The organism is Arthrobacter sp. NPDC080031 (genome assembly GCF_040702485.1).
In the GTDB taxonomy this organism is placed as follows: domain Bacteria; phylum Actinomycetota; class Actinomycetes; order Actinomycetales; family Micrococcaceae; genus Arthrobacter.
Genome location: NZ_JBFBLA010000007.1, coordinates 1 through 18967 on the forward strand (window position 1 = coordinate 1; position 18967 = coordinate 18967).

General features: G+C 63.3%; 18 protein-coding genes and 1 pseudogene. 7 read left to right on the top strand and 12 right to left on the bottom strand.

What is annotated here, in order from left to right:
* Positions 1-915 precede the first annotated feature (915 nt).
* Positions 916-1347, bottom strand: a complete 432-nt coding sequence (locus AB0323_RS07390; protein ID WP_366176742.1) for a helix-turn-helix domain-containing protein — start codon at positions 1345-1347, stop codon at positions 916-918.
* Between the two features lie 77 nt (positions 1348-1424).
* On the opposite strand from AB0323_RS07390, the gene AB0323_RS07395 reads away from it, so the two are divergent.
* Positions 1425-2084 carry a FliG C-terminal domain-containing protein gene (locus tag AB0323_RS07395; RefSeq protein WP_366176743.1) on the top strand — a complete coding sequence of 220 codons (660 nt, stop codon included), beginning with the start codon at positions 1425-1427 and terminating at the stop codon, positions 2082-2084.
* Positions 2085-2172: 88 nt separating this feature from the next.
* On the opposite strand, the gene AB0323_RS07400 is transcribed toward AB0323_RS07395, so the two are convergent.
* The 4 genes and pseudogenes from AB0323_RS07400 to AB0323_RS07415 form a co-directional block, all read right to left on the bottom strand.
* Positions 2173-2787: a carbonic anhydrase gene (locus AB0323_RS07400; protein WP_366176744.1), complete on the bottom strand. Its 615-nt coding sequence runs from the start codon at positions 2785-2787 to the stop codon at positions 2173-2175.
* Between the two features lie 156 nt (positions 2788-2943).
* A pseudogene (locus tag AB0323_RS07405) lies at positions 2944-3248 on the bottom strand (aldehyde dehydrogenase family protein); the annotation flags it as partial.
* 182 nt (positions 3249-3430) lie between these two features.
* Complete coding sequence (locus AB0323_RS07410; protein ID WP_366176745.1) at positions 3431-4291, bottom strand: alpha/beta hydrolase; 861 nt, start codon at positions 4289-4291, stop codon at positions 3431-3433.
* 18 nt (positions 4292-4309) lie between these two features.
* A complete protein-coding gene (locus AB0323_RS07415) occupies positions 4310-4717 on the bottom strand; it encodes a hypothetical protein (RefSeq protein WP_366176746.1) in 408 nt (135 codons plus the stop codon).
* 215 nt (positions 4718-4932) lie between these two features.
* On the opposite strand from AB0323_RS07415, the gene AB0323_RS07420 reads away from it, so the two are divergent.
* A complete protein-coding gene (locus AB0323_RS07420) occupies positions 4933-5895 on the top strand; it encodes a LysR family transcriptional regulator (protein ID WP_366176747.1) in 963 nt (320 codons plus the stop codon).
* Positions 5896-6013: 118 nt separating this feature from the next.
* Here AB0323_RS07420 and trxA read toward each other — a convergent pair whose 3' ends face one another.
* From trxA to AB0323_RS07455, 7 genes are all read right to left on the bottom strand, one after another.
* Positions 6014-6442: a thioredoxin gene (gene trxA / locus AB0323_RS07425; RefSeq protein ID WP_366176748.1), complete on the bottom strand. Its 429-nt coding sequence runs from the start codon at positions 6440-6442 to the stop codon at positions 6014-6016.
* Positions 6439-9075, bottom strand: a complete 2637-nt coding sequence (gene clpB / locus AB0323_RS07430) for an ATP-dependent chaperone ClpB (RefSeq protein ID WP_366176749.1) — start codon at positions 9073-9075, stop codon at positions 6439-6441. The genes trxA and clpB overlap by 4 nt, the downstream gene beginning before the upstream one ends.
* Positions 9072-9386, bottom strand: coding sequence for a chaperone modulator CbpM (locus tag AB0323_RS07435; protein WP_366176750.1), 315 nt, complete (start codon positions 9384-9386; stop codon positions 9072-9074). The genes clpB and AB0323_RS07435 overlap by 4 nt, the downstream gene beginning before the upstream one ends.
* Positions 9383-10333, bottom strand: coding sequence for a J domain-containing protein (locus AB0323_RS07440; protein ID WP_366176751.1), 951 nt, complete (start codon positions 10331-10333; stop codon positions 9383-9385). The genes AB0323_RS07435 and AB0323_RS07440 overlap by 4 nt, the downstream gene beginning before the upstream one ends.
* On the bottom strand, positions 10326-10871 hold the full coding sequence (locus AB0323_RS07445) for a nucleotide exchange factor GrpE (RefSeq protein ID WP_366176752.1): 546 nt from the start codon (positions 10869-10871) through the stop codon (positions 10326-10328). The genes AB0323_RS07440 and AB0323_RS07445 overlap by 8 nt, the downstream gene beginning before the upstream one ends.
* An 8-nt stretch (positions 10872-10879) precedes the next feature.
* Positions 10880-12763: a molecular chaperone DnaK gene (dnaK, locus tag AB0323_RS07450; RefSeq protein WP_366176753.1), complete on the bottom strand. Its 1884-nt coding sequence runs from the start codon at positions 12761-12763 to the stop codon at positions 10880-10882.
* A 291-nt stretch (positions 12764-13054) separates the two neighbouring features.
* On the bottom strand, positions 13055-13273 hold the full coding sequence (locus AB0323_RS07455; protein ID WP_366176754.1) for a hypothetical protein: 219 nt from the start codon (positions 13271-13273) through the stop codon (positions 13055-13057).
* A 49-nt stretch (positions 13274-13322) separates the two neighbouring features.
* Here AB0323_RS07455 and AB0323_RS07460 point away from each other — a divergent pair, with 49 nt between their 5' ends.
* From AB0323_RS07460 to AB0323_RS07480, 5 genes are all read left to right on the top strand, one after another.
* Complete coding sequence (locus AB0323_RS07460; protein WP_366176755.1) at positions 13323-14192, top strand: trypsin-like peptidase domain-containing protein; 870 nt, start codon at positions 13323-13325, stop codon at positions 14190-14192.
* A gap of 66 nt (positions 14193-14258) precedes the next feature.
* Entirely contained in the window at positions 14259-14831 is a 573-nt protein-coding gene (locus AB0323_RS07465) for an HdeD family acid-resistance protein (protein ID WP_366176756.1), read from the top strand.
* Between the two features lie 29 nt (positions 14832-14860).
* On the top strand, positions 14861-15124 hold the full coding sequence (locus tag AB0323_RS07470) for a UBP-type zinc finger domain-containing protein (RefSeq protein ID WP_366176757.1): 264 nt from the start codon (positions 14861-14863) through the stop codon (positions 15122-15124).
* Between the two features lie 22 nt (positions 15125-15146).
* Positions 15147-16889, top strand: a complete 1743-nt coding sequence (locus AB0323_RS07475; protein ID WP_366176758.1) for an FAD-dependent oxidoreductase — start codon at positions 15147-15149, stop codon at positions 16887-16889.
* Positions 16890-17247: 358 nt separating this feature from the next.
* Positions 17248-18876: a helix-turn-helix domain-containing protein gene (locus AB0323_RS07480; RefSeq protein ID WP_366176759.1), complete on the top strand. Its 1629-nt coding sequence runs from the start codon at positions 17248-17250 to the stop codon at positions 18874-18876.
* Positions 18877-18967: the final 91 nt, after the last annotated feature.

An 18967-nucleotide genomic window follows, 5' to 3' on the forward strand; every position in this document is an offset into this window, starting at 1 on the left:
CAACAACGGCACCTGGACCCAGCTCACCGCCGACCTCACCGCCTACAAAGGCCAGACCATCACCCTCTGGTTCAACGTCCACCTCGACGGCTCCACCCCCGCCGACGACACCTGGATGTACCTCGACGACCTCACCCTCACCACCCACTGAATGGCTGGATCTGAACTGTCCGCCGCGACAGAGGGCTCATGACCTCCACGATCACCGGAGCCTAGGGGGAAGGTCGCCGTCCGTTATCGGCGGAGAACCTCGATCTCGGGGTGGTGCTCCATGACCCACTTGGCCATCCGACGTATCCGTCCGTCAGCACCGTCTTCGTGCGTGTGCCGTGGCGTGAATTTTCCGCTCCCGTGCCCGGCTATATCGTGCTTCTCGTAGCCAGGTGGTCGTCCATCTCCGCCTCCAGGGCGGTTTCAAGGACTTTTTCACGCGTTTGCGGATGCTGGCCTTTTGGAGTTTTTGTCAACAGTCAGGGGCCGAATAGGCCCCTGACCTGCGAAAACACTGTGCCCGAGGCAGGACTCTCGAACCGCATTCCGGGCGTTGAAAGCGCCGGGGCTGTCCGAAAACCTACCGAGCACGGCGCCGTCCGACCCCGGTATGGCTGAGTCCGACGGCAAGAATGTGCACATTGTGCACACCCCCTCTCCTTCCCCCGACAACCGTCTAAACGCTCGAAAAGTGTCTGGGGAAATGGGTCCGGCAGTGCTGCCCGTCACCCCATCAGGTCAAACATTCTCCTCGCCACCGGACCGCCAAGCGAAAGAGGCGAGCTGGGCCAAACCGTGGAGGAATTCACCCCCGCGGCAGACCGGCAAGGCGCGGCATCGCCCGTCGATCTCCCCTTCGGCTTGGTCGAATCCCTGATTTCCGGAAGGGCTGCTGCTAGGCCAGCTCCTGCCCGTTACATTTATTCACAGCCCGATCAGCTTTCTGAGTTCAGCTGCTCGAATGCGAAGTACCTCCGGGTTCTCCTGCACATCTCTAAGAGCGATACCGGTTGACTCTCTGACAGCGCGCCGCATGGCTGGCAGGCTTGTGAATCCGCTGGCGTTCGCTATGTCCGTCAGGGAGCGTTTCCACGGGTTTGCGTTGCTAAGGAGCTCAAGGGCCTCCAGGGTCCTCAGCGCGCGGATGTATCCGCTGACTTGGAATTCTTCTTCTTCGAAGAGGTAGTAAAGGGCCCGGCGTGAAAGAAACGAGTAGGCCACAACCTCGTCCACAGCAAGGGCCCGGTTCCGGTAGTTCTTGCGTATAAACTTCTTGATCGCGGCGACGCGGGCCAGTTTCAGGTCACCCGGTTCGGCGGGGACTTCGAGCAGCGAGCTGACCAGGGCGGTCATCATGGACCGGAAGACCGGCTGGAGACGCGGCGCCTCCCGGCCCATTCCCGTCCGCGGTTGACGGGGAGCTTTCACAAACCATGGCCCTGATCCTCGCGCACCTGCGGCCCAGCAAGGCCTCAGCCGTTCTGGGCGGCCTAGACGACGGGCAAGCCAGCGAAGTGGCGCGCTGCATCGCCACGATGGGGCCGGTGGCACCCGAAGTCGTGTCCATCGTGGCCGAAGTCCTGAAAGAGCGCGCCGGTTCGGTGGTATCGCCAGGGAAGTCCACCGAAAATGTTGGCGGCATCCAACCAATTGTAGACATCCTCACCCGCTCTGATACCAGGACCGAGCGCACAGTCCTGGACGGGCTGGATATCCTTGACTCCGAACTCGCCGGCGAGGTCCGCGCCCAAATGCTGACGCTCAAAGACATCGTCAGGCTCGAACGGCGCGATCTCCAGCAGATCCTGCGTGGCGTCAGCCCGGAATTGCTGGCGACCGCCCTCAAAGGCGCTGCCGCCGTCGCCCTTGAAGCCGTCCGAAACAATATCTCCGATCGGAACAGAGAAATCCTGGAATTCGAAATGGCCAATTCGGGGCCAGTGCGGCCTCGCAAGTCGAAGAGGCCCGGGCACAGATCGTGCGCTCCATCCGCGAGGAAACCTCCAACGGAACCATGGTTATACGACACGCGGACGAGGAGGACTACATCGACTAACTCCACTCGGAATTCCTACGGTCGCCAACTACATTGAGAAGTTCCGCGGCCCGGACCCCGGCCAGCGTAGTCGTTGAGGGCAGTGATGCCAGCCTGGTGCCCCTCCCTTTAGACCGGGCCGGAGTCTAGACCAGGCTGGAATCCGAGATGAGCTGGGCACGGCCTTCTTCGAGTCGGTACGCAACGGCGATCACGGCGGTGGAGGAATCGGCGACAGCGGAGGCAATCACCTGGGAGCTTTCCAGCAACCGGTCCACGGTCTGCTTGGCGTGCTCGACGACCATGTCGTTGACCTCCGTTTTATCCTCTCGCAGCGACGTCAGCACCGAGGGGGTAATGCGTTCCACCAGATCCCGGATGAAGCGGGGAGGCATCTGTCCGGTCTCCACCGCGTCCTTGGTGGCGGTCACGGCGCCGCAGCTGTCATGTCCCAGGACGACGATCAGCGGGACATTGAGCACGGAAACGCTGTACTCGAGGGAGCCAAGGACCGCGTCGTCGAGCACATGGCCGGCCGTGCGGACCACGAATGCGTCACCGAGACCGAGGTCGAAGATGATCTCCGCGGCGAGACGGGAGTCCGAGCAGCCGAAGATGACCGCGAAGGGGTTTTGCGTGTTCACTAGTTCGCCGCGCCGCGACGCGCCCTGGTTCGGGTGAAGCGCGCCTCCGGAGACGAAACGCGCGTTGCCTTCACACAGGCGATGCCAGGCTTCGGACGGGCTGATCGCATTAGTCACCTTACTTACTTTACAACGCCGCCTGAGCGTGGATGGACGCCGTCCCCCGCACGAAGCCGCCGGCCGGGACGCCGTCCTTCACCCGTCTGACAGCAGTGGGTAAGATCGGGCCTGGCGGCTGATTTCGACCTCCGTCGGCACTGCTGCCCTACAAGGGAGGGTCATCAGCAGCGCGAAGTCCTCCGCGCGCTCCGTCACCATCTCGAAGGCGCGGCGCAGGATTTCCCCGCCTTCGCGGGGCGGGACCTTGGCCCAGGACTCCTGCGCGACAACGGCCGCGTCCAGGGCAGCCACGCCGTCCTCGGGACCGGCGTCGGCAATGCTGAGCAGGACCTTCCCGGTGGGGGTCCTCAACGTCGAAGGTCTTCCCGGACGCGACCGGACGCCCTTCGCCGTTGATCAGACAGGTTCCTCGGCACGGAGGCCAGCAGCGCGCCTTCAGGCTGGGCGTATATTGACATCGTTCTATCTCCAAGGGGTTTGAAGGAAGTCGTAGCGGCGGCAGCCCGACCTTCAGCAGTCATGATGCGGTCCGGCTGCCAGGGCATCAGGACGTTAGCTCTTCTGTGTTTCTTTCACCATTGGGGTGGCGGGGTCGGTGCCGACCCTCTTGGGTCGGCACCGACCCTTAGGTGAGAATCGGTTAGCCTCGGACGCTTGTCTTGCTGCGGATCATGTCCAGAGCCTGAACGAGGTATCCCTTGAAGACCGGGTAGTTCTCGCTCATCGGGAAGTGTCCGATGGCTTTCATCTCGATGAACTCTGCATCCGGGATCTGACTGGCAGTGCGGGCTCCATCTTCAGGGGTGGTGAGGTAGTCGTACTCGCCGGTCATCAGAACCACCGCGCACTTATCGGTCTGGATTTCGCCCAGTTTCCCGCGCAGATCGTGGTCTACCGAGTAGAAGTACAGGTCACCCTTGAAGGCCTCGGAACCCTGGGTGTAGTAGAACCACGTTTTCCAGCGGTCCGCCTCAGGCGATTGCGGGGCCATGAGGTCCCAGGTGCCGCTGCCGCACACCTGGGCGGCGTTAGCGTGGGGGTGCTGCCACCAGTCGAGGTAGAACCCCGGTGAGTAGTCCGCTCCCTCCACGGGGATGACGGCGTCGAACCTCTCCGGGAAGCGGTGGGCGAGCTGCAGCGCTATGTTGCCGCCGAAGGAGGATCCCATGAAGATGGGGTCAACCAGTTCCAGTGCATCGACGAGGGCGACGATGAAGTTGGCGTAGTGGTCCGCGCTGAGCTGGTACTCCTCGGTCCACCACTGGGTGTTTTCCGGCGGGTCTGATTTGCCATGGCGGGGGAGGTCGTAGGCGATGACGCGGTAGTTGGCGGTGATCTCGGGGTCCTCCAGCAGGCCGCGCCATTGGTGGTTGTGGGCCCCTGCGGTGTGCTGGCAGACCAGGGGCTGGCCCTGGCCGTTTTCGAGGTAGAAGACCTTGTATTCGAGGCCGTCCACGTCGACGGTGACGTAGTGGCCGGTGACGGGTGAAATTTTGCTCATGTCAGGAACTCCTATGGTCTAGACGGGTGCGCCGGTGGAGCGCAGCAGTTCGATCTGGCGGGTGATGCAGCGAAGGTTCTGCATCAGGACCAGGACGTCGCCCTCCAGCTTCATGTCGCGCTGGAAAGTGGCGGCCCAGATGCCGTGGTACATGGGAGCCGGGACGGGCTTGCCGAATTCCCCCCAGGTGTGGGCGCTGGCCCGGATGGCGAACTGGTAGGGCACCTCGATGGGTCCCGGGTCCACGGAGATCTGGGCGATGGTGCCCGACACCACCCGGGCAACAAAGGTGTGAGCCTCCATGTCCAGCAGGTAGGAGCACGTGAAGTACTTGCCGTGGGCCTGGATTTCCGGGTCCTGGTTGTTGGCCTCAGTGAAGCTCTGAACCCAGAATTCTACAGAAGGGGCACGTGTTGCGACCGTCATTTCGTTGTTCCTCTCATTGGTCTGGCGGAGGGTCGGGCTTCCCTGTCCGAGCCTCGAAAGCGGGGTTTCTGGACTTCCTTTGCGGCTGTCCGTTGGCAACCCTTCGCGGTTTCCATTGCAGCCCCCGTTGCCCCGAACGGTCCAATACTTCTCCCCTATCCACCGAAAGCCTGAAACTATTGGACCCCGATTGTGGCCGAGCTTAGAGTTGAACGATGCAGCTGCCACAGCTTGACCTGCGCGTCCTGCAGTACTTCGTCGCCGTTGCGGAAGAGCTGCATTTCGGGCGAGCCGCTGCCCGGCTTCACATCGCCCAGCCATCCCTCAGTGTCCAAATTCGGAAGCTTGAACACTCCCTGGGCACTCCCCTACTGATCCGGACCAGCCGCAGCGTCTCCCTGACGAGCGCGGGGGATGTTCTGCTGGGTGAAGCAAAACGCCTTATATCGGCTGCGCAGCGCGCCGTTTCGTTGACCCGTGAGGCTGCCAGCGGCGTGAGGGGCACCCTGATAGTCGGCTTTCAGGCCAACGCGGCAGCTGAACTGACACCGCGGATCCTTGCCGCCTTCAAGAACAACCATCCGGAAATCCACGTCCAGATGAGGTCCTTCGATTTCGCAGACCCTACCGCCGGGCTTGCCGACGGAAGCGCTGACGTGGCATTTGTGCGGCCTCCGCTGCCGGCGGCCGACTGGCTCGCCATGGAGACACTGTTCGTTGAGCCGCGGGTCCTTGTAGTTGCCAGCAGTTCCCGATTTGCCGGGTTGTCCGAGGTCTCGGTGGAGCAAGTCGTCGATGAGCCCTTCGTCGCCCGCAAGGCTCCGGATAAATGGCGGGATTTCTGGCTCGCCACCCAGGCCCGCGGCGGGGCGCCGGTCCGTCTGGGCACTCAGGTAGCCACCGTCGACGAGTGTTTCGAAGCCATCATGGGCGAGCGGGGAATTGCGTTCACTCAAGCCTCCACCCAGCGTTTCTATGACCGTCCGGGGCTCTCTTTCATCCCGGTCAGAGACGTCCCGCCCTCTCCGCTGTCGATTGCCTGGCGCACTGACGTCAACGACGAGCTGGCACGCGAGTTCGTCGAGACCGCCCGGACCCTGGCCTCCTTCGGAGGCGTCCCGAACCTCGTCGACTCCCGTCGGGCTGCCTCACTTTCCTCTTCACTCCGGGCCCATTAGCGTGCCCGGAGCCCTGCTCACCCGATAATGCCCACGCATTGCCAATCACGGCGAGCACGCGACCGGGATCCCCAGGGCATGAGTGGACGGTGGCGGGAAACCGCCGCCTATGGCTTTGTCACGTCGTGAGTGCACCCTCCAGCCAGGACCTCAGTGCGGGGGCAGGAGCTGCGCCTGCCTGCCTCGCGACGATCTTGCCGTCGACGATGACCATCAACGTTGGCACCGCCTGAATGGCGAACCTGGCGGAGAGCTGCGGCGCGTGGTCCACATCGACTTTCACAAGTTTGATTTGCCCGGCGCGTTCGTGCGCCAACTGGTCCAGTGCCGGGCTCACCATCCGGCAAGGTCCGCACCACACGGCCCAAAAGTCCACCAGTACTGGAACGCCGGACCGTTCGGCGATCTCGCCGAAGTCGTCGTCGCCCGCTTCAACCACCCAGGGAAGCTCCCGATGGCAATTCCCGCAGCGTGGCCGGCCTTCGGCGGCAGCCGGAACGCGGTTGGATTTGCCGCAATGCGGACACTTGATGATGGCCTTGTTCATGCGGCTCCGGCCCCTTCCAGCTCCACCGTGCTGTAGTCAACCACGAGTTCCCCTCCCGCTGCGGTCACCGTGACCACTCCGCCCTCCGCGATGCTGCCACGCAGTAACGCCCGGCCCACCTGCGTTTCCACCACATGGGAAATATAGCGGCGCAGCGGCCGGGCTCCGTAGACCGGGTCGAAGCCGCGCTCGGCTATCAGAAGACGCGCCTCCTCGGTCAGGTGCAGCTCTATCTGCTGCTCGGCCAGCCGCTGCCGCAGCTGCTGGAACTGTAGATCGACGATGCGTTCGATTTGCGGAAGTCCCAAGGGCGCGAACAGGACCGTATCGTCCACCCGGTTCAGGAACTCGGGGCGGAAATGCGCCCGGAGCTCACCCATCACCATGCCGCGCGCCTCCTCGGTGATCGCCCCGCCTTCGGCCGAACCCTCCAGAAGATACTGGGAGCCGATATTGGAGGTCATGATGATGACGGTGTTTCGGAAATCGACGGTCCGGCCCTGCGAATCGGTAATCCGTCCGTCGTCGAGCACCTGCAGCAAGGTGTTGAAAATGTCTGGATGGGCCTTTTCCACCTCATCGAACAGCACCACCGAGTAAGGCTTCCGGCGTACCGCTTCCGTGAGCTGACCGCCTTCGTCGTAACCGATATAGCCAGGAGGCGCCCCCAGCAATCGGCTCACGGTGTGGCGCTCCTGGTACTCACTCATGTCCAGCCGGATCATTGCGTTCTCGCTGTCGAAGAGGGCCGCAGCGAGAGCCTTTGCAAGCTCGGTTTTCCCGACGCCGGTCGGACCGAGGAAGATAAAGGAACCGATGGGCCGGCGGGGATCCCGGATACCGGAGCGGGCGCGGATGATGGCGTCGGACACCGCGCTAATCGCTTCTTCCTGCCCCACAACGCGGGCGCGCAGAATTTCATCCAGGTACAGGACCTTTTCACGTTCGCCCTGCTTCAGCCTTGCAACCGGTATGCCTGTCCAGGCCGCGACGATGTCGGCGATCTCGTCCTCCGTCACCACCTCGCGGAGCAGGCGTTTTTCGCCTTGTTTCGCGGTCAGCCGTTCCTCCTCGGCGGCCAGCCGCCGTTCGAGGTCGGCAAGTCTGCCGTAGCGTAGCTCCGCCGCCCGGTTAAGGTCGTAGTTTCGCTCGGCTTCCTCGGCCTCCTGCCGCACCCGCTCCAATTCACTCCGGATGTCCTGCAGTTTGTGGATCGCCTGGCGCTCGGCTTCCCATTGGGCCCTCTTCGCGTCGGCCTCGCCGCGCAGGTCCGCCAATTCACGCTTCAACTCCTCGAGGCGGCCCTTGCTGGCCGAATCGGTCTCTTTGGAGAGAGCCGCCTCTTCGATTTCGAGCCGGGTGACCCTCCGCGTGAGCTCGTCCAGTTCGGCCGGCATCGAATCAATTTCCGTCCGCAGCCTGGCGCAGGCCTCATCCACGAGGTCAATGGCCTTGTCCGGAAGGAAACGGTCCGTGATGTACCGGTGGGACAGGGTGGCCGCAGCTACCAGGGCGCTGTCCTGGATCCGGACGCCGTGGAACACCTCCAGCCGTTCCCGCAGCCCGCGGAGGATGGATATGGCATCCTCCACGTCGGGTTCCTCAACCAGGACCGGCTGGAAGCGGCGTTCCAAAGCGGCATCCGACTCAATGTGCTTGCGGTATTCGTCGAGAGTGGTGGCGCCGATCATGTGCAGCTCCCCACGGGCCAGCATAGGCTTCAGCATGTTCCCTGCGTCCATTGAGCCTTCGGTCGCTCCGGCCCCGACGACGGTGTGCAGCTCGTCGACGAAGAGCAGAATCCTGCCTTCGGCCGCCAGCACCTCGGCCAGCACCGCCTTCAGCCGCTCCTCGAACTCGCCGCGATACTTCGCGCCGGCCACGAGGGCGCTCAAGTCGAGGGAGAAGATGGTCTTGTTCTTCAGCCCTTCCGGCACATCCTGCCGGACGATCCGCTGGGCCAGTCCCTCGACAATGGCGGTCTTGCCGACTCCAGGCTCGCCGATGAGCACCGGATTGTTCTTGGTCTTCCGTGAAAGTATCTGGACGACCCGCCTGATTTCCGCGTCCCGGCCGATGACCGGGTCCAACTTCCCTGTGCGGGCGTCCGCCACGAGGTCGCGGCCATATTTCTCCAGCGCCTCGTAGGTCTGCTCCGGTGTTGCGGAGGTGACGCGTTGATTTCCACGTACTTGGGTCAGGACCGACAAGAATCCCTCGCGGGTGACCCGGTGGTCTGCCAGCACTCGTCCGGCCGGGGTGGACCGTCCTTCCTCCGACAGGGCAACCAGCAGGTGCTCCACCGAGACATACTCGTCTTTCAGCCGTTTGGCTTCACGTTCGGCGGTCTCCAAGAGTGCGCCCAGCCTGCGGCTCACATAAACCTGGCCCGGTGCCGCTCCAGGTCCGGTGACCTTCGGCTTGCGCCTTAGTTCGGCTTCAACGGCTGCCCTCAGCTCATCCACGTCCACCTGCATGCTCACGAGGAGACGCGGGACCAGGCCCCCCTCCTGTTCCAGCAAGGCCAGCAGCAAGTGTTCACCGTCGGTCTCGGTGTGCCCATTGCGTTGGGCTATCCGTTGGGCCTCCGCCAAGGCCTCCTGCGACTTTTGCGTCAAACTCTCCATGTTCATCGTGAAGCAGTCCCTTCCACCTGCGTGATTTCAATCAGTCGTCGTTCAAGGGAGTCGACACGCGCCAACAGATCGAGAACCAACGGGATTGCCGCGTAGTTCAGCGACAGCTCCGAATGGAGTCTCATGACGCGGGCTATGAGTTCCGGGGCCCGCGGGCTGAACCAGGGTCCGCCCGGGCCATCGCCCAGTGGCCGAATCAAATCCAGGTCCACGAACCGCATGACGACGTCGGGGTGGACACCGCTGCTTCGCGCCACGGCCTCGAGATTCAGGCGCCACGGGTAGGCCAGCGCATACACTCCGCTCATCGTTCCTCCCTCGGATTGAACTCGGTGACGCTGCCGATTTTTTCGTACAGTTTGCGCTCCTCCTTGCTTAGGCTCGGGGGCACCATGATCTTGATCTCGGCATACAGGTTCCCCGGTAATCCCCGCGGGTTTGGCATGCCCTGTCCTCGCAGCCGCAGCCTGCGGCCGCTGGAGGAGCCGCCGGGCACGGTGATCGTCACAGTCCCGGCTGGCGCCTGGGTCTTGATCTTGGCCCCGAGTGCGGCCTCCGAGGGCGTCACAGGAAGATCGAAGTAGATGTCCCGGTCCTTTAGCCGGTACCTGGAGTCGGGCTGGATCCGCACGGTCAGGAGGAGGTCGCCCTGTGGGCCCCCTTCCCGGCCCGGACCGCCTTCACCGGCCAGACGGATACGCTGCCCATCCAACACACCAGGGGGCACGTCGACGTCATAATTACTGGTCGCACCGTCGGGCTGAGCCAGCCTCACGGTGCGCTTTCCGCCACGGACAGCTTCCGCCAGGGTCAGCCAAAGCTCGGCTTCGTGGTCAGCGCCCTGGGCCGGGCCCCCTGCCTGTTGCCGGAACCAGCCACCGAGAAGATCTTCCCAATCGACGTCGCCTCCAAAATCGGCTTCGACGTTTCCATACCCGCCGCGTCCCGGGCGTGGGCCCGGCCGCGGACCTGGCCGTGGGCCGGCGGAACCCCAACGCCCGCCACCGCCCCCCGGGCCGGCGCCGCTGCCGGCGTACTGTCGATAGTCGGACCCAAAACGGTCATAGCGCGCCCTGGTTTCGGGATCCGACAAGGTGTCATAGGCCTCGCCGATCTCCTTGAACTTGTCGGCGGCATCGGGTTCGCGGTTGACGTCCGGGTGGTATTTTCTTGCCAGCTTGCGGTAGGCGCGCTGGATTTCGTCGGGCTTCGCCGTGCGCGGGACGCCGAGAACCGAGTAATGATCCTTAGCCACGGTCCGGAGTCACCGCCCGGCTCACCACGACGGCGGCTGGCCTGAGAGTATTGTCCGGGCCACCATAGCCGGGACGCAGCACGCTCACCAGCGTCCCCGGGGGAACGTCGTCAGTTTCCACCACGCTGACAACCTCATGGACCCGTGGATCGAAGGGGACGTTCTCGGCGTCGATTCGCGGGTATCCCAGCCGGGCGAGGGTATCTATCGCCTGTTTCCGGATTGCAGCTATGCCCTCCACGAGGGGGTCCTGCGCACCCGCCGGCGCGTGGGCCAGGGCCAGTTCCAGATTGTCCAGGATCGGCAACCACGCCAAGGAAACCGCAGCGCGCTCCTGGGCCCGTTGCTGCGTACTGTCCCGTGCGGCGCGCTTTCGCAGGTTGTCGTTATCGGCCAATGCGCGACGCCACTGGTCCTCCATTTTGGCCAAGGCATCCGCTTGCGCCGCGGCCTGCGCTTCCTCATTCGTGGATGGGGCTGCCTCGGTTTGCTCGCTTCCTGGGCCGGACCGGCCGCCCGGCGCCGTCTCGTCGCTCATCGTCCCCCCTAGCCGCGGTCAAAATCTGCGTCGACGATGTCCTCGTCCTCCATGTCGCTGGACGCTCCGGACTGTTGGCCGGACGCCGTGGCCGCGGAGGCGGCCGGTGCAGTGAGTGCCGCCTGCAGTTGTTGAAGCTCGGAGATGAGTTCCCTCGCGCTGGAGACCTCCGCCTGGTTGCTGACCGCTTCGCGTGCCTGCCCGATCAGCAATTCCGCCCGGGCTTTATCGTGCGCCGGGACCGCGTCACCGTGTTCGTTCACCGTCCGCTCAACACGGTAAGCCACCGCATCGAGCTCATTAAGGGTGTCGATCCGCTCGCGGTTCTGCTGGTCCTCGTTCCTGTGGGATTCGGCCTCGGAAATCATGCGTTCGACTTCCTTGGCGTCGAGGTTGGAGCCTTCACTGATGGTGATGCCCTGTTCCTTGCCTGTGTCCTTGTCGCGCGCGGTGACGTTCAGGATGCCATTGGCGTCGACGTCGAAGGTGACCTCCACTTGCGGCTCGCCGCGTGGTGCCGGACGGATATCGCCCAGTTGGAAGCGTCCCAGCACCCGGTTGTCCGCCGCCAGTTCACGCTCACCCTGCAGGACCACCACGTCGACGGCGGGCTGGTTGTCCTCCGCTGTGGAAAAGACTTCACTCCGTCGGGCGGGGATGGTCGTGTTGCGTTCGATGATCTTGGTCATGACGCCGCCGCGGGTCTCAACACCCAGCGAAAGTGGCACGACATCGAGCAGAAGGACATCGGAGACGTCGCCCTTGAGCACGCCGGCCTGGATTGCCGCGCCGATCGCCACGACTTCGTCCGGATTGACGCTCATGTTCGGCTCTTTGCCGCCCGTCAGCCGCCGCACGAGGTTTTGTACCGCGGGAATGCGGGTGGAGCCGCCCACCAGGATTACTTCGTCGATGTCATTGGCGGTGACTTTGGCATCCGTCATGGCCTGCTGCACCGGCCCCATGGTGCGCTCGACAAGATCGTGCGTGAGGTCCTCGAAGACGGACCGCCGGATACTGGTGGTCAAGTGCTTGGGGCCCGTTGCATCGGCCGTAACAAAGGGAAGATTCACCTGCGTCTGGGAGACAGAACTGAGCTCAACCTTGGCCTTCTCGGCCGCCTCGAACAGGCGCTGCAACGCTTGGGGGTCCTTGCGCAGGTCGATTCCGTTCTCCTTGTGAAATTCATCAGCCAGGTAGTCGACCAGACGGCGGTCAAAATCGTCGCCGCCCAAGTGTGAGTCGCCCGCGGTCGAGCGGACCTCTACCACCCCGTCGCCGACATCCAACAGGCTCACGTCGAAGGTTCCGCCCCCCAGGTCGAACACCAGCACAGTCTCATGCTCACGTTTGTCAATGCCGTAGGCCAAGGCTGCGGCGGTAGGTTCGTTGATGATGCGAAGGACTTCGAGGCCTGCAATCCTGCCCGCATCCTTGGTGGCCGTGCGCTGTGCGTCATTGAAGTAGGCGGGAACGGTAATGACAGCCTCGGTCACCTTTTCGCCCAGCTGTTTCGAGGCGTCATCCGCGAGTTTGCGGAGAACGAGCGCACTGACCTCCTCGGGGGCGACTTTCTTGCCCTGAACCTGAAAACGCGCCACACCCTTGTCGTCCGCCACGACGTCGAAGCTTACGGCCTTGGCCTCATCGGTGATTTCGTCATAGTGTCGGCCGATAAACCGCTTGGCCGACGTGATGGTTCCCTTGGGGTTGAGGATCGCCTGCCGTCGGGCCAGCTGCCCCACAAGCCGTTCACCGCTGTCCGTATACGCCACAACTGATGGAGTGGTCCGGGCTCCTTCCGCGTTGGGTATGACGCGGGCTTCCCCGCCTTCCCACACCGCGATCACCGAGTTGGTCGTTCCGAGATCAATTCCTACTGCTTTGGCCATGACTCACTCCGGTCCTAGAGGGCGCGACCGGTCCTGTGGCGACGTCCGCCCGAGGTTTTACCGCATGACTTACACCCAGTCCTGCTGGGCCGTGAGGCCCGAAGGGCGTTGGCATGGGGTCTTATAGTGCTGAGTCTGCCCCTTGGACGGGAGGGACGGCATGATCCTCTAGGGTCCAAATATGCTGCAGTGAATTGACCTATCAGGTTGATCTGATGGATTCAAATGCCGGCGGTTTTTGGTGGTCCCGGGACCATGCGGTCACGACAGCGGCGGAGGAGACTCGACTTGTTACCTGTTTCCTTCGACAGCCAGAGAAAGCTCCGGGAATCCAATGAGTACGAGCAGGACAGCGCCCGCCGGGGGAACGGCCCCGTTCGCGGTGCCGGGACGCAGGGGGGCATGGACCGCCGTCCTCGGCGCCGCGTTACTCATATTCGCGTCGGCATGCACAGGGTCGGCTCCGGCGCCGGCGTCACCATCCGCCAGCGCTGAAGGATCCAAGTCCACAGGGGACCTTTCGGCGGTTCCCGGGATCGTTAGGGAAGTCGAACCCTCTGTGGTCACGATCCAGACATCAAGCGGCATTGGCAGTGGAGTGGTTTACCGCAGTGACGGCACCATCGTCACGGACGCCCACGTGGTGGAGGACCAGCAAAAGAAGCCGTCTGCGAGCGTCCGGATCCACTTCGCGGACGGCTCTCAGGCGTCCGCGACCGTCGTCGGTGTTGACGACCCTACTGATGTGGCAGTGCTGAAGGCTGACCGGGGCAACCTTCCGGCCGCCAAGTTCTCGACGTCGCTTCCCGAAGTTGGGCAGTTGGCGGTTGTTATCGGCAGCCCGCTCGGGCTGGAGCAGACCGTCACGGCCGGCATCATCTCCGCACTTCACCGCAATATGCCACCGTCCGAGGGATCACCTCAAGGGCTTATCGACCTTATCCAGACAGATGCGCCCATCTCCCCGGGCAATTCGGGCGGGGCCGTGGTCAACAACAGCTCGGAGATTGTCGGGCTCTCAGAAGCATATCTGCCACCCAGCTCGGGCGCCGTGTCCATCGGGTTCGTGACTCCGGTGGCAACCGTGACCGAAGTAGCGGACCAGATACTGAAGAGCGGAGTGGCCACGCACCCGGTCCTTGGAATCATTCCGACCGACATCACTCCCGAAGTCGCAAGTCGCTTTGGGCTCCCGACAACGTCGGGCGCGCTGGTCATCGAAGTTGCCCAGGGCGGACCGGCAGCCCAAGCGGGACTGGCGCCAGGAGACATCATCACCAAATTCGACGGGCAGAACATCGCCACTGTGACGGACCTTCTTGCCGCTATCCGCAAGAAGGAGCCGGGCCAGCAGTCCGACGTCGAGTTCCACCGCGGGCAAGACACAAAATCAGTGAAAGTGACACTGGGCAGCACTGCAACCCGGTAAACCCATTGGTGTAGGCCCGACCAACAAGATCATGAATGAACCAATTCCAGAAACAGAGGTCTGGGCATGTCCGACCCAGTTGTACAACAATTGTTTAAGGGATCAGGAACTGCACTGATTATCCGGGGCGTCGCGGCCGTTCTTTTCGGCATTTTGGTTGTCGCCTGGCCCGGTGTCTCCGTGCTCGCACTGGTTATCCTCTTCGGAATCTATGCGCTCTTTGACGGCGCCACGAACATCGTGCAGTACGTCACGCGCAAGAGGCGCCGGTCCGCTTGGCAACTAGTGGGCGGCATAATCTCCGTGCTCGCGGGCCTCACCGCGTTCGTCTGGCCCGGGATCACTGCCCTGTCGCTGACCCTCGTCATCGGCCTCTGGGCGGTAGTTCTCGGGGCCTCGCAGTTGGCACTGGCCTTTGAAGTCAAAAGGACGGAATCGCCGTGGTGGCTCTGGCTGATCACAGGCATTGTCACCACTCTTTTCGGCCTCTTCCTTGTTATTCTTCCCGGCGCGGGCATACTCAGCCTCCTGGGGCTGCTCTCGTCCTTCGCAATTCTCTTCGGAGTCCTTTTGATCGCCTCTGGCGTGGGACTGCGCAGGCTGGGCCATAACCCACATACACGTCTCTCGATGGGTTGAAACATGGACGGGCCGACGGAGGAGCCAACATGATTCCAGGAATTCCTGATCCACACCTCGCGCAGATTCGGCCGGTTCGGATTCGCACACCGCGGGGCTGCGAGGAATGCCTGGCTTTGGGCACCCCCTGGGTTCATCTGCGCTTGTGTCTCTCCTGCGGCCATGTCGGGTGTTGTGATTCCTCACCCATGCGGCACGCCCGAGCTCACGCCGACGAGCTGCACCCAATCGTTCGTTCGTTGGAGCCCGGCGAGAACTGGCGCTGGTGCTATCCCCATCAGGCATTCGCCTAAGCTACCGGGGCGCAAGCAGCTGATGGAACCTGTGGCGGGATCGACGCCGATTGAAACGCCGGATGTCTCCGGCGCCTATCCACGGCTAGGCCGCGCCCAGATCGAATTGTTGGGTCGTGCCGGCACCAGCCGGGCTACCTCGGCCGGAGAAGTCCTCATCCAGGAGGGGACCTTCGACGCTGATTTCTTCGTCATACTGCAAGGCACAGTATTAGTCGTGGAGGGGCTGCATGCCTCCGATGGCCGGCAGGCTGCTGAGCTTGGCCCGGGCACGAGGATCCTTGAAGTTCACGGCCCGGGGCGCTTCCTCGGGGAATTAGGCCTGGTCGAGGGGCAACCGGCCTTTGTCAGCACGATGTCCGCCGAGGCGGGTGAAGTGCTTCAGATCAGCGGAGACGAGCTGCGCCGCGCCGTGCTGACCGACGCCGCAGTGGGTGAGACCATCCTGCGGGCATATCTTCAGCGCCGGATACTGCTGATCAGCGCAGGCGCGGGCATGCGCATCGTTGGATCGCGCTTCAGCCGTGACACTCTTCGCATCTTGGAATTTGCAGCCGCCAATCGCCTGCCTCACCTTCTTGTCGATTTGGAGGATGACGAGCAGGCGCAGAGCATCCTGGACCGGGCCGGGATACTCGCGGATGAGCTGCCGGCAGTGGTGCTGAACGCCTCGCAGGTCCTCAAGAACCCGTCCAATGCAGACCTGGCCCTTGCCATGGGCCTGCGGGCGGTGAAAGAGCATTCTGCCACCTACGATCTCATGGTGATCGGTGCCGGTCCCGCCGGCCTCGCGGCCGCCGTCTACGCGGCGTCGGACGGTTTGTCGGTGGTCCTTAAGGAAGGCTTTGCAGTTGGTGGGCAGGCCGGCACATCGTCGCGGATCGAGAACTTTCTAGGCTTTCCCGCCGGGATCTCCGGCGGCGAACTCACTGAAAGAGCGATCATTCAGGCCCGCAAGTTCAAAGTCCAGATCAACGTCGCCTGCCGCGCACGAAACATCGAGTTGAAGGACGGCCGGATCCGCGCCGAGTTCATTGAGAGCGGCCCTGCCTCCTCGCGGGCCGCGCTGCTCGCAACCGGGGTTCATTACCGCAGGCTGCCTGTCCCTGGGCTGGAGAAATTCGAGGGGATCAGTGTCTTCTACGCTGCCACTGTCCATGAAGCAAGGCTCTGCGGATTTCAGCCGGTGACAGTCGTCGGCGGTGGAAACTCCGCGGGACAGGCCGCGCTTTTCCTCGCCGGCACGGCAGCGCCGGTGCGGCTGGTGCTACGCGGGGCGGACCTGCGCGCGGGCATGTCCAGGTACCTCGCGGAACGGATCGAAGCCGACCCCGGCATAGAGGTGCTGCTTGGGGCCAACATCGTGGGCCTAGACGGTTCAGGCGCCCTTGAACGGATCGTCGTCGATCTGGGAGCCACAGGCGAACAACGGGTCTTCGACTCCCGGTACCTGTTCGTTTTCATTGGGGCCAAGCCGTACACAGATTGGCTGCAGGGCTCAGTCGCCCTCGATGACGACGGCTTTGTTCTCACCGGGGCAGATCTCCAGGATCTCCCGGCCGGGTTCAGCCATCTGGGCCGCAGACGGCTACCCCTGGAAACCAGCGTCCCGGGGATGTTCGCGGCCGGCGATGTTCGGCACGGATCGGTGAAGCGCGTAACGGCTGCCGCTGGTGAAGGCTCAACAGCAGTTGCAATGATCCACGAGCACCTGCGCCTCCTCCGGGATGGGCCGGCCAGTGTGCGTCGGAGTGGCGGGCAGTGAAAGCCGGACAGCCGTGGAAGCGGGCCGTGGATGTATGCATGACGTCCCATAAGGTTGCTTAGCTTCCCATACGGGCGTAGTTTGAAGTGGTGTTGGAGAGCCGATTTCGGCCTTGCCGCATCGGCCGTAGGGTTGGCCGGGTCCCCAAGATTCCGGCCAAGTACGGCGTTGGAATAGCCCGCGTCGAAGTTCATGTTCAGGACAAAATACGGCGGGACCGACGAAAGTCGGTCCAAACCCCGTGATGGGTACAAACGGCTTAAGGGCGGTCCCGATCACAAAGGGTAACGGACTACGGTCTCCCACGCTTGTTCCCGCGCAGAAGCCCCTTTTGCTGCGGACAGAGGTGAAAATTACCATGTTCGATCGACGCTTGGTAAAGGAAGTCCTCGACGCAGCGGCGCATGCGGTGTCGGAGATGTCGTTTTGTGAGATCACGGACCGTTACGTTGCGGTGAATGGCGAGTTGCGCCACGTCCCCGAACGCGCGGCGTCTCCTCAGGACCAGGACGTCCGGCGCCTCAACGGCAGGGATTCCGTTCTTCAGGGCGCCAGCGCAGGCTGGCGATATGCGCTCTTCACGGCCGGCGACGGCGGCGAGCCAAACGGGTGTCTTGTCCTGTCTGCCGCCGCCCCTCCGAATCCCGAGCAACTAATGCAGCTCCGGACAATTGCAGGGACAACGGGAGCGACTTATGCCCAGGGACCCCACGGGCAACTCCTGACTGACGCAATCGCTCAGCTGCTGCGCCGTGAAGACATGAACCAGCGTGTCCGGTCCCTGTCGGCGAGGGTACTTGAGCTTGAAGAGAATGTGAGGATCCGCGACGCCTTGGACCAGTGTGCCAATCCCGAGCCTGGGGAGCGCGACTCGATGGAGGGACTCCTAGCGGAAGTCCTCGCACGGCTGACGGGTAGGTCCATCCGTATCGAGGACGCGTTCGGGGATATTAGGGCGGCGGCTGGGATAGGGTCCAGACGCCCTTATCCCAGGCCGGACGCGGCGGCCAGGTTGCGGACTGCGCAGCTCTGGCTTGCCTCCGGCTCGCCAGTCCGCGAACCGCGAAGGCTCGTTACCGTAGCCCTGTCACACGGCGAGGTCTTGGGGGCTATTTGCATGCTGGAAACCGACAGGCCGGTCACAACTGCCACCCTCTTCGCTTTGAAGTACGCAACGAGGCTTTTAGAGATCGAGTTGTCGCACCGCCGGAGCCTGGCGCGGCTGGAACTACGGTTGGGGCGCGACCTCGTGGAAGAGCTCGTGTCCGGAATGGAAAGCGCGACCGCCGGGGTTCGTACCCAGGCGTTGGGATATGACATCAGTGGTACGCAGCACGTCATCGTGGCGGAGTGGCAGCCACCGAGAACTGACGAAAGCCTCGAGGTTGCGCTGCGCAGGACGTTCCTGGAACTCCGTTCGTCGGCGCTCGTTTCACGGCGCTCCGACGTGGCTGTCGCCGTGGTCCGTGGACAGCCGCTGGGTGCCGAGGTCTTTGCCGTTCTCGCCAGGACCCTGCGCAGTGCCACCGGTGCCGTGGGCATCGGCGGTCCAAGCCTGGATGTCGCCCACATTCCGCGCTCCTTCTCGGAAGCCCTGCATGCCCTGCGCATTCGGGCCGGTTCAATCGATCGCTACGGGGCCACCCGCTTTGATCAACTAGGCATCTACCGCATCTTGAAGACAGCTGGGGGCGAGCCGGATCTGGCCGGCTATGTCGACGAGTGGCTTGGTACCCTTCAGGACGCCGACGAGAACCGGGGCTCTGACTTGGTGCGAACCCTGGCCCTATACCTGGACCACGGCGGCAACTATGACAGTACAGCCGAGAGCCTGACCATCCATCGAAGCACTCTGCGTTACCGTTTGAAGTCCATCAAGGACATCACCGGCTTCGACCTCGCCGATCCCGAGACCCGGCTGAACCTGCATGTCGCAACGCGCGCGTGGCGCCTTCGTCCGCACGGCGCCCCTTTCCACGTCCCATAGCCAGGCCTCAACCCGTTGGATAGCCGCGGTCTGTTGGATCGCCGCGCCAGCGCGGTGCAGCACGACCAACGGCGCCGCTGACATCCAATTT

What these genes read in the sequence shown, in the direction of transcription:
- AB0323_RS07470 (WP_366176757.1), top strand. Translation starts at nt 14,861, where the DNA reads ATGATTCCAGGAATTCCTGATCCACACCTCGCGCAGATTCGGCCGGTT.
- AB0323_RS07420 (WP_366176747.1), top strand. Translation starts at nt 4,933, where the DNA reads ATGCAGCTGCCACAGCTTGACCTGCGCGTCCTGCAGTACTTCGTCGCC.
- AB0323_RS07475 (WP_366176758.1), top strand. Translation starts at nt 15,147, where the DNA reads ATGGAACCTGTGGCGGGATCGACGCCGATTGAAACGCCGGATGTCTCC.
- AB0323_RS07410 (WP_366176745.1), bottom strand. Translation starts at nt 4,291, where the DNA reads ATGAGCAAAATTTCACCCGTCACCGGCCACTACGTCACCGTCGACGTG.
- AB0323_RS07435 (WP_366176750.1), bottom strand. Translation starts at nt 9,386, where the DNA reads ATGAGCGGAGTGTATGCGCTGGCCTACCCGTGGCGCCTGAATCTCGAG.
- dnaK (WP_366176753.1), bottom strand. Translation starts at nt 12,763, where the DNA reads ATGGCCAAAGCAGTAGGAATTGATCTCGGAACGACCAACTCGGTGATC.
- AB0323_RS07480 (WP_366176759.1), top strand. Translation starts at nt 17,248, where the DNA reads ATGTTCGATCGACGCTTGGTAAAGGAAGTCCTCGACGCAGCGGCGCAT.
- AB0323_RS07415 (WP_366176746.1), bottom strand. Translation starts at nt 4,717, where the DNA reads ATGACGGTCGCAACACGTGCCCCTTCTGTAGAATTCTGGGTTCAGAGC.
- clpB (WP_366176749.1), bottom strand. Translation starts at nt 9,075, where the DNA reads ATGAACATGGAGAGTTTGACGCAAAAGTCGCAGGAGGCCTTGGCGGAG.
- AB0323_RS07395 (WP_366176743.1), top strand. Translation starts at nt 1,425, where the DNA reads ATGGCCCTGATCCTCGCGCACCTGCGGCCCAGCAAGGCCTCAGCCGTT.
- trxA (WP_366176748.1), bottom strand. Translation starts at nt 6,442, where the DNA reads ATGAACAAGGCCATCATCAAGTGTCCGCATTGCGGCAAATCCAACCGC.
- AB0323_RS07445 (WP_366176752.1), bottom strand. Translation starts at nt 10,871, where the DNA reads ATGAGCGACGAGACGGCGCCGGGCGGCCGGTCCGGCCCAGGAAGCGAG.
- AB0323_RS07390 (WP_366176742.1), bottom strand. Translation starts at nt 1,347, where the DNA reads ATGATGACCGCCCTGGTCAGCTCGCTGCTCGAAGTCCCCGCCGAACCG.
- AB0323_RS07465 (WP_366176756.1), top strand. Translation starts at nt 14,259, where the DNA reads ATGTCCGACCCAGTTGTACAACAATTGTTTAAGGGATCAGGAACTGCA.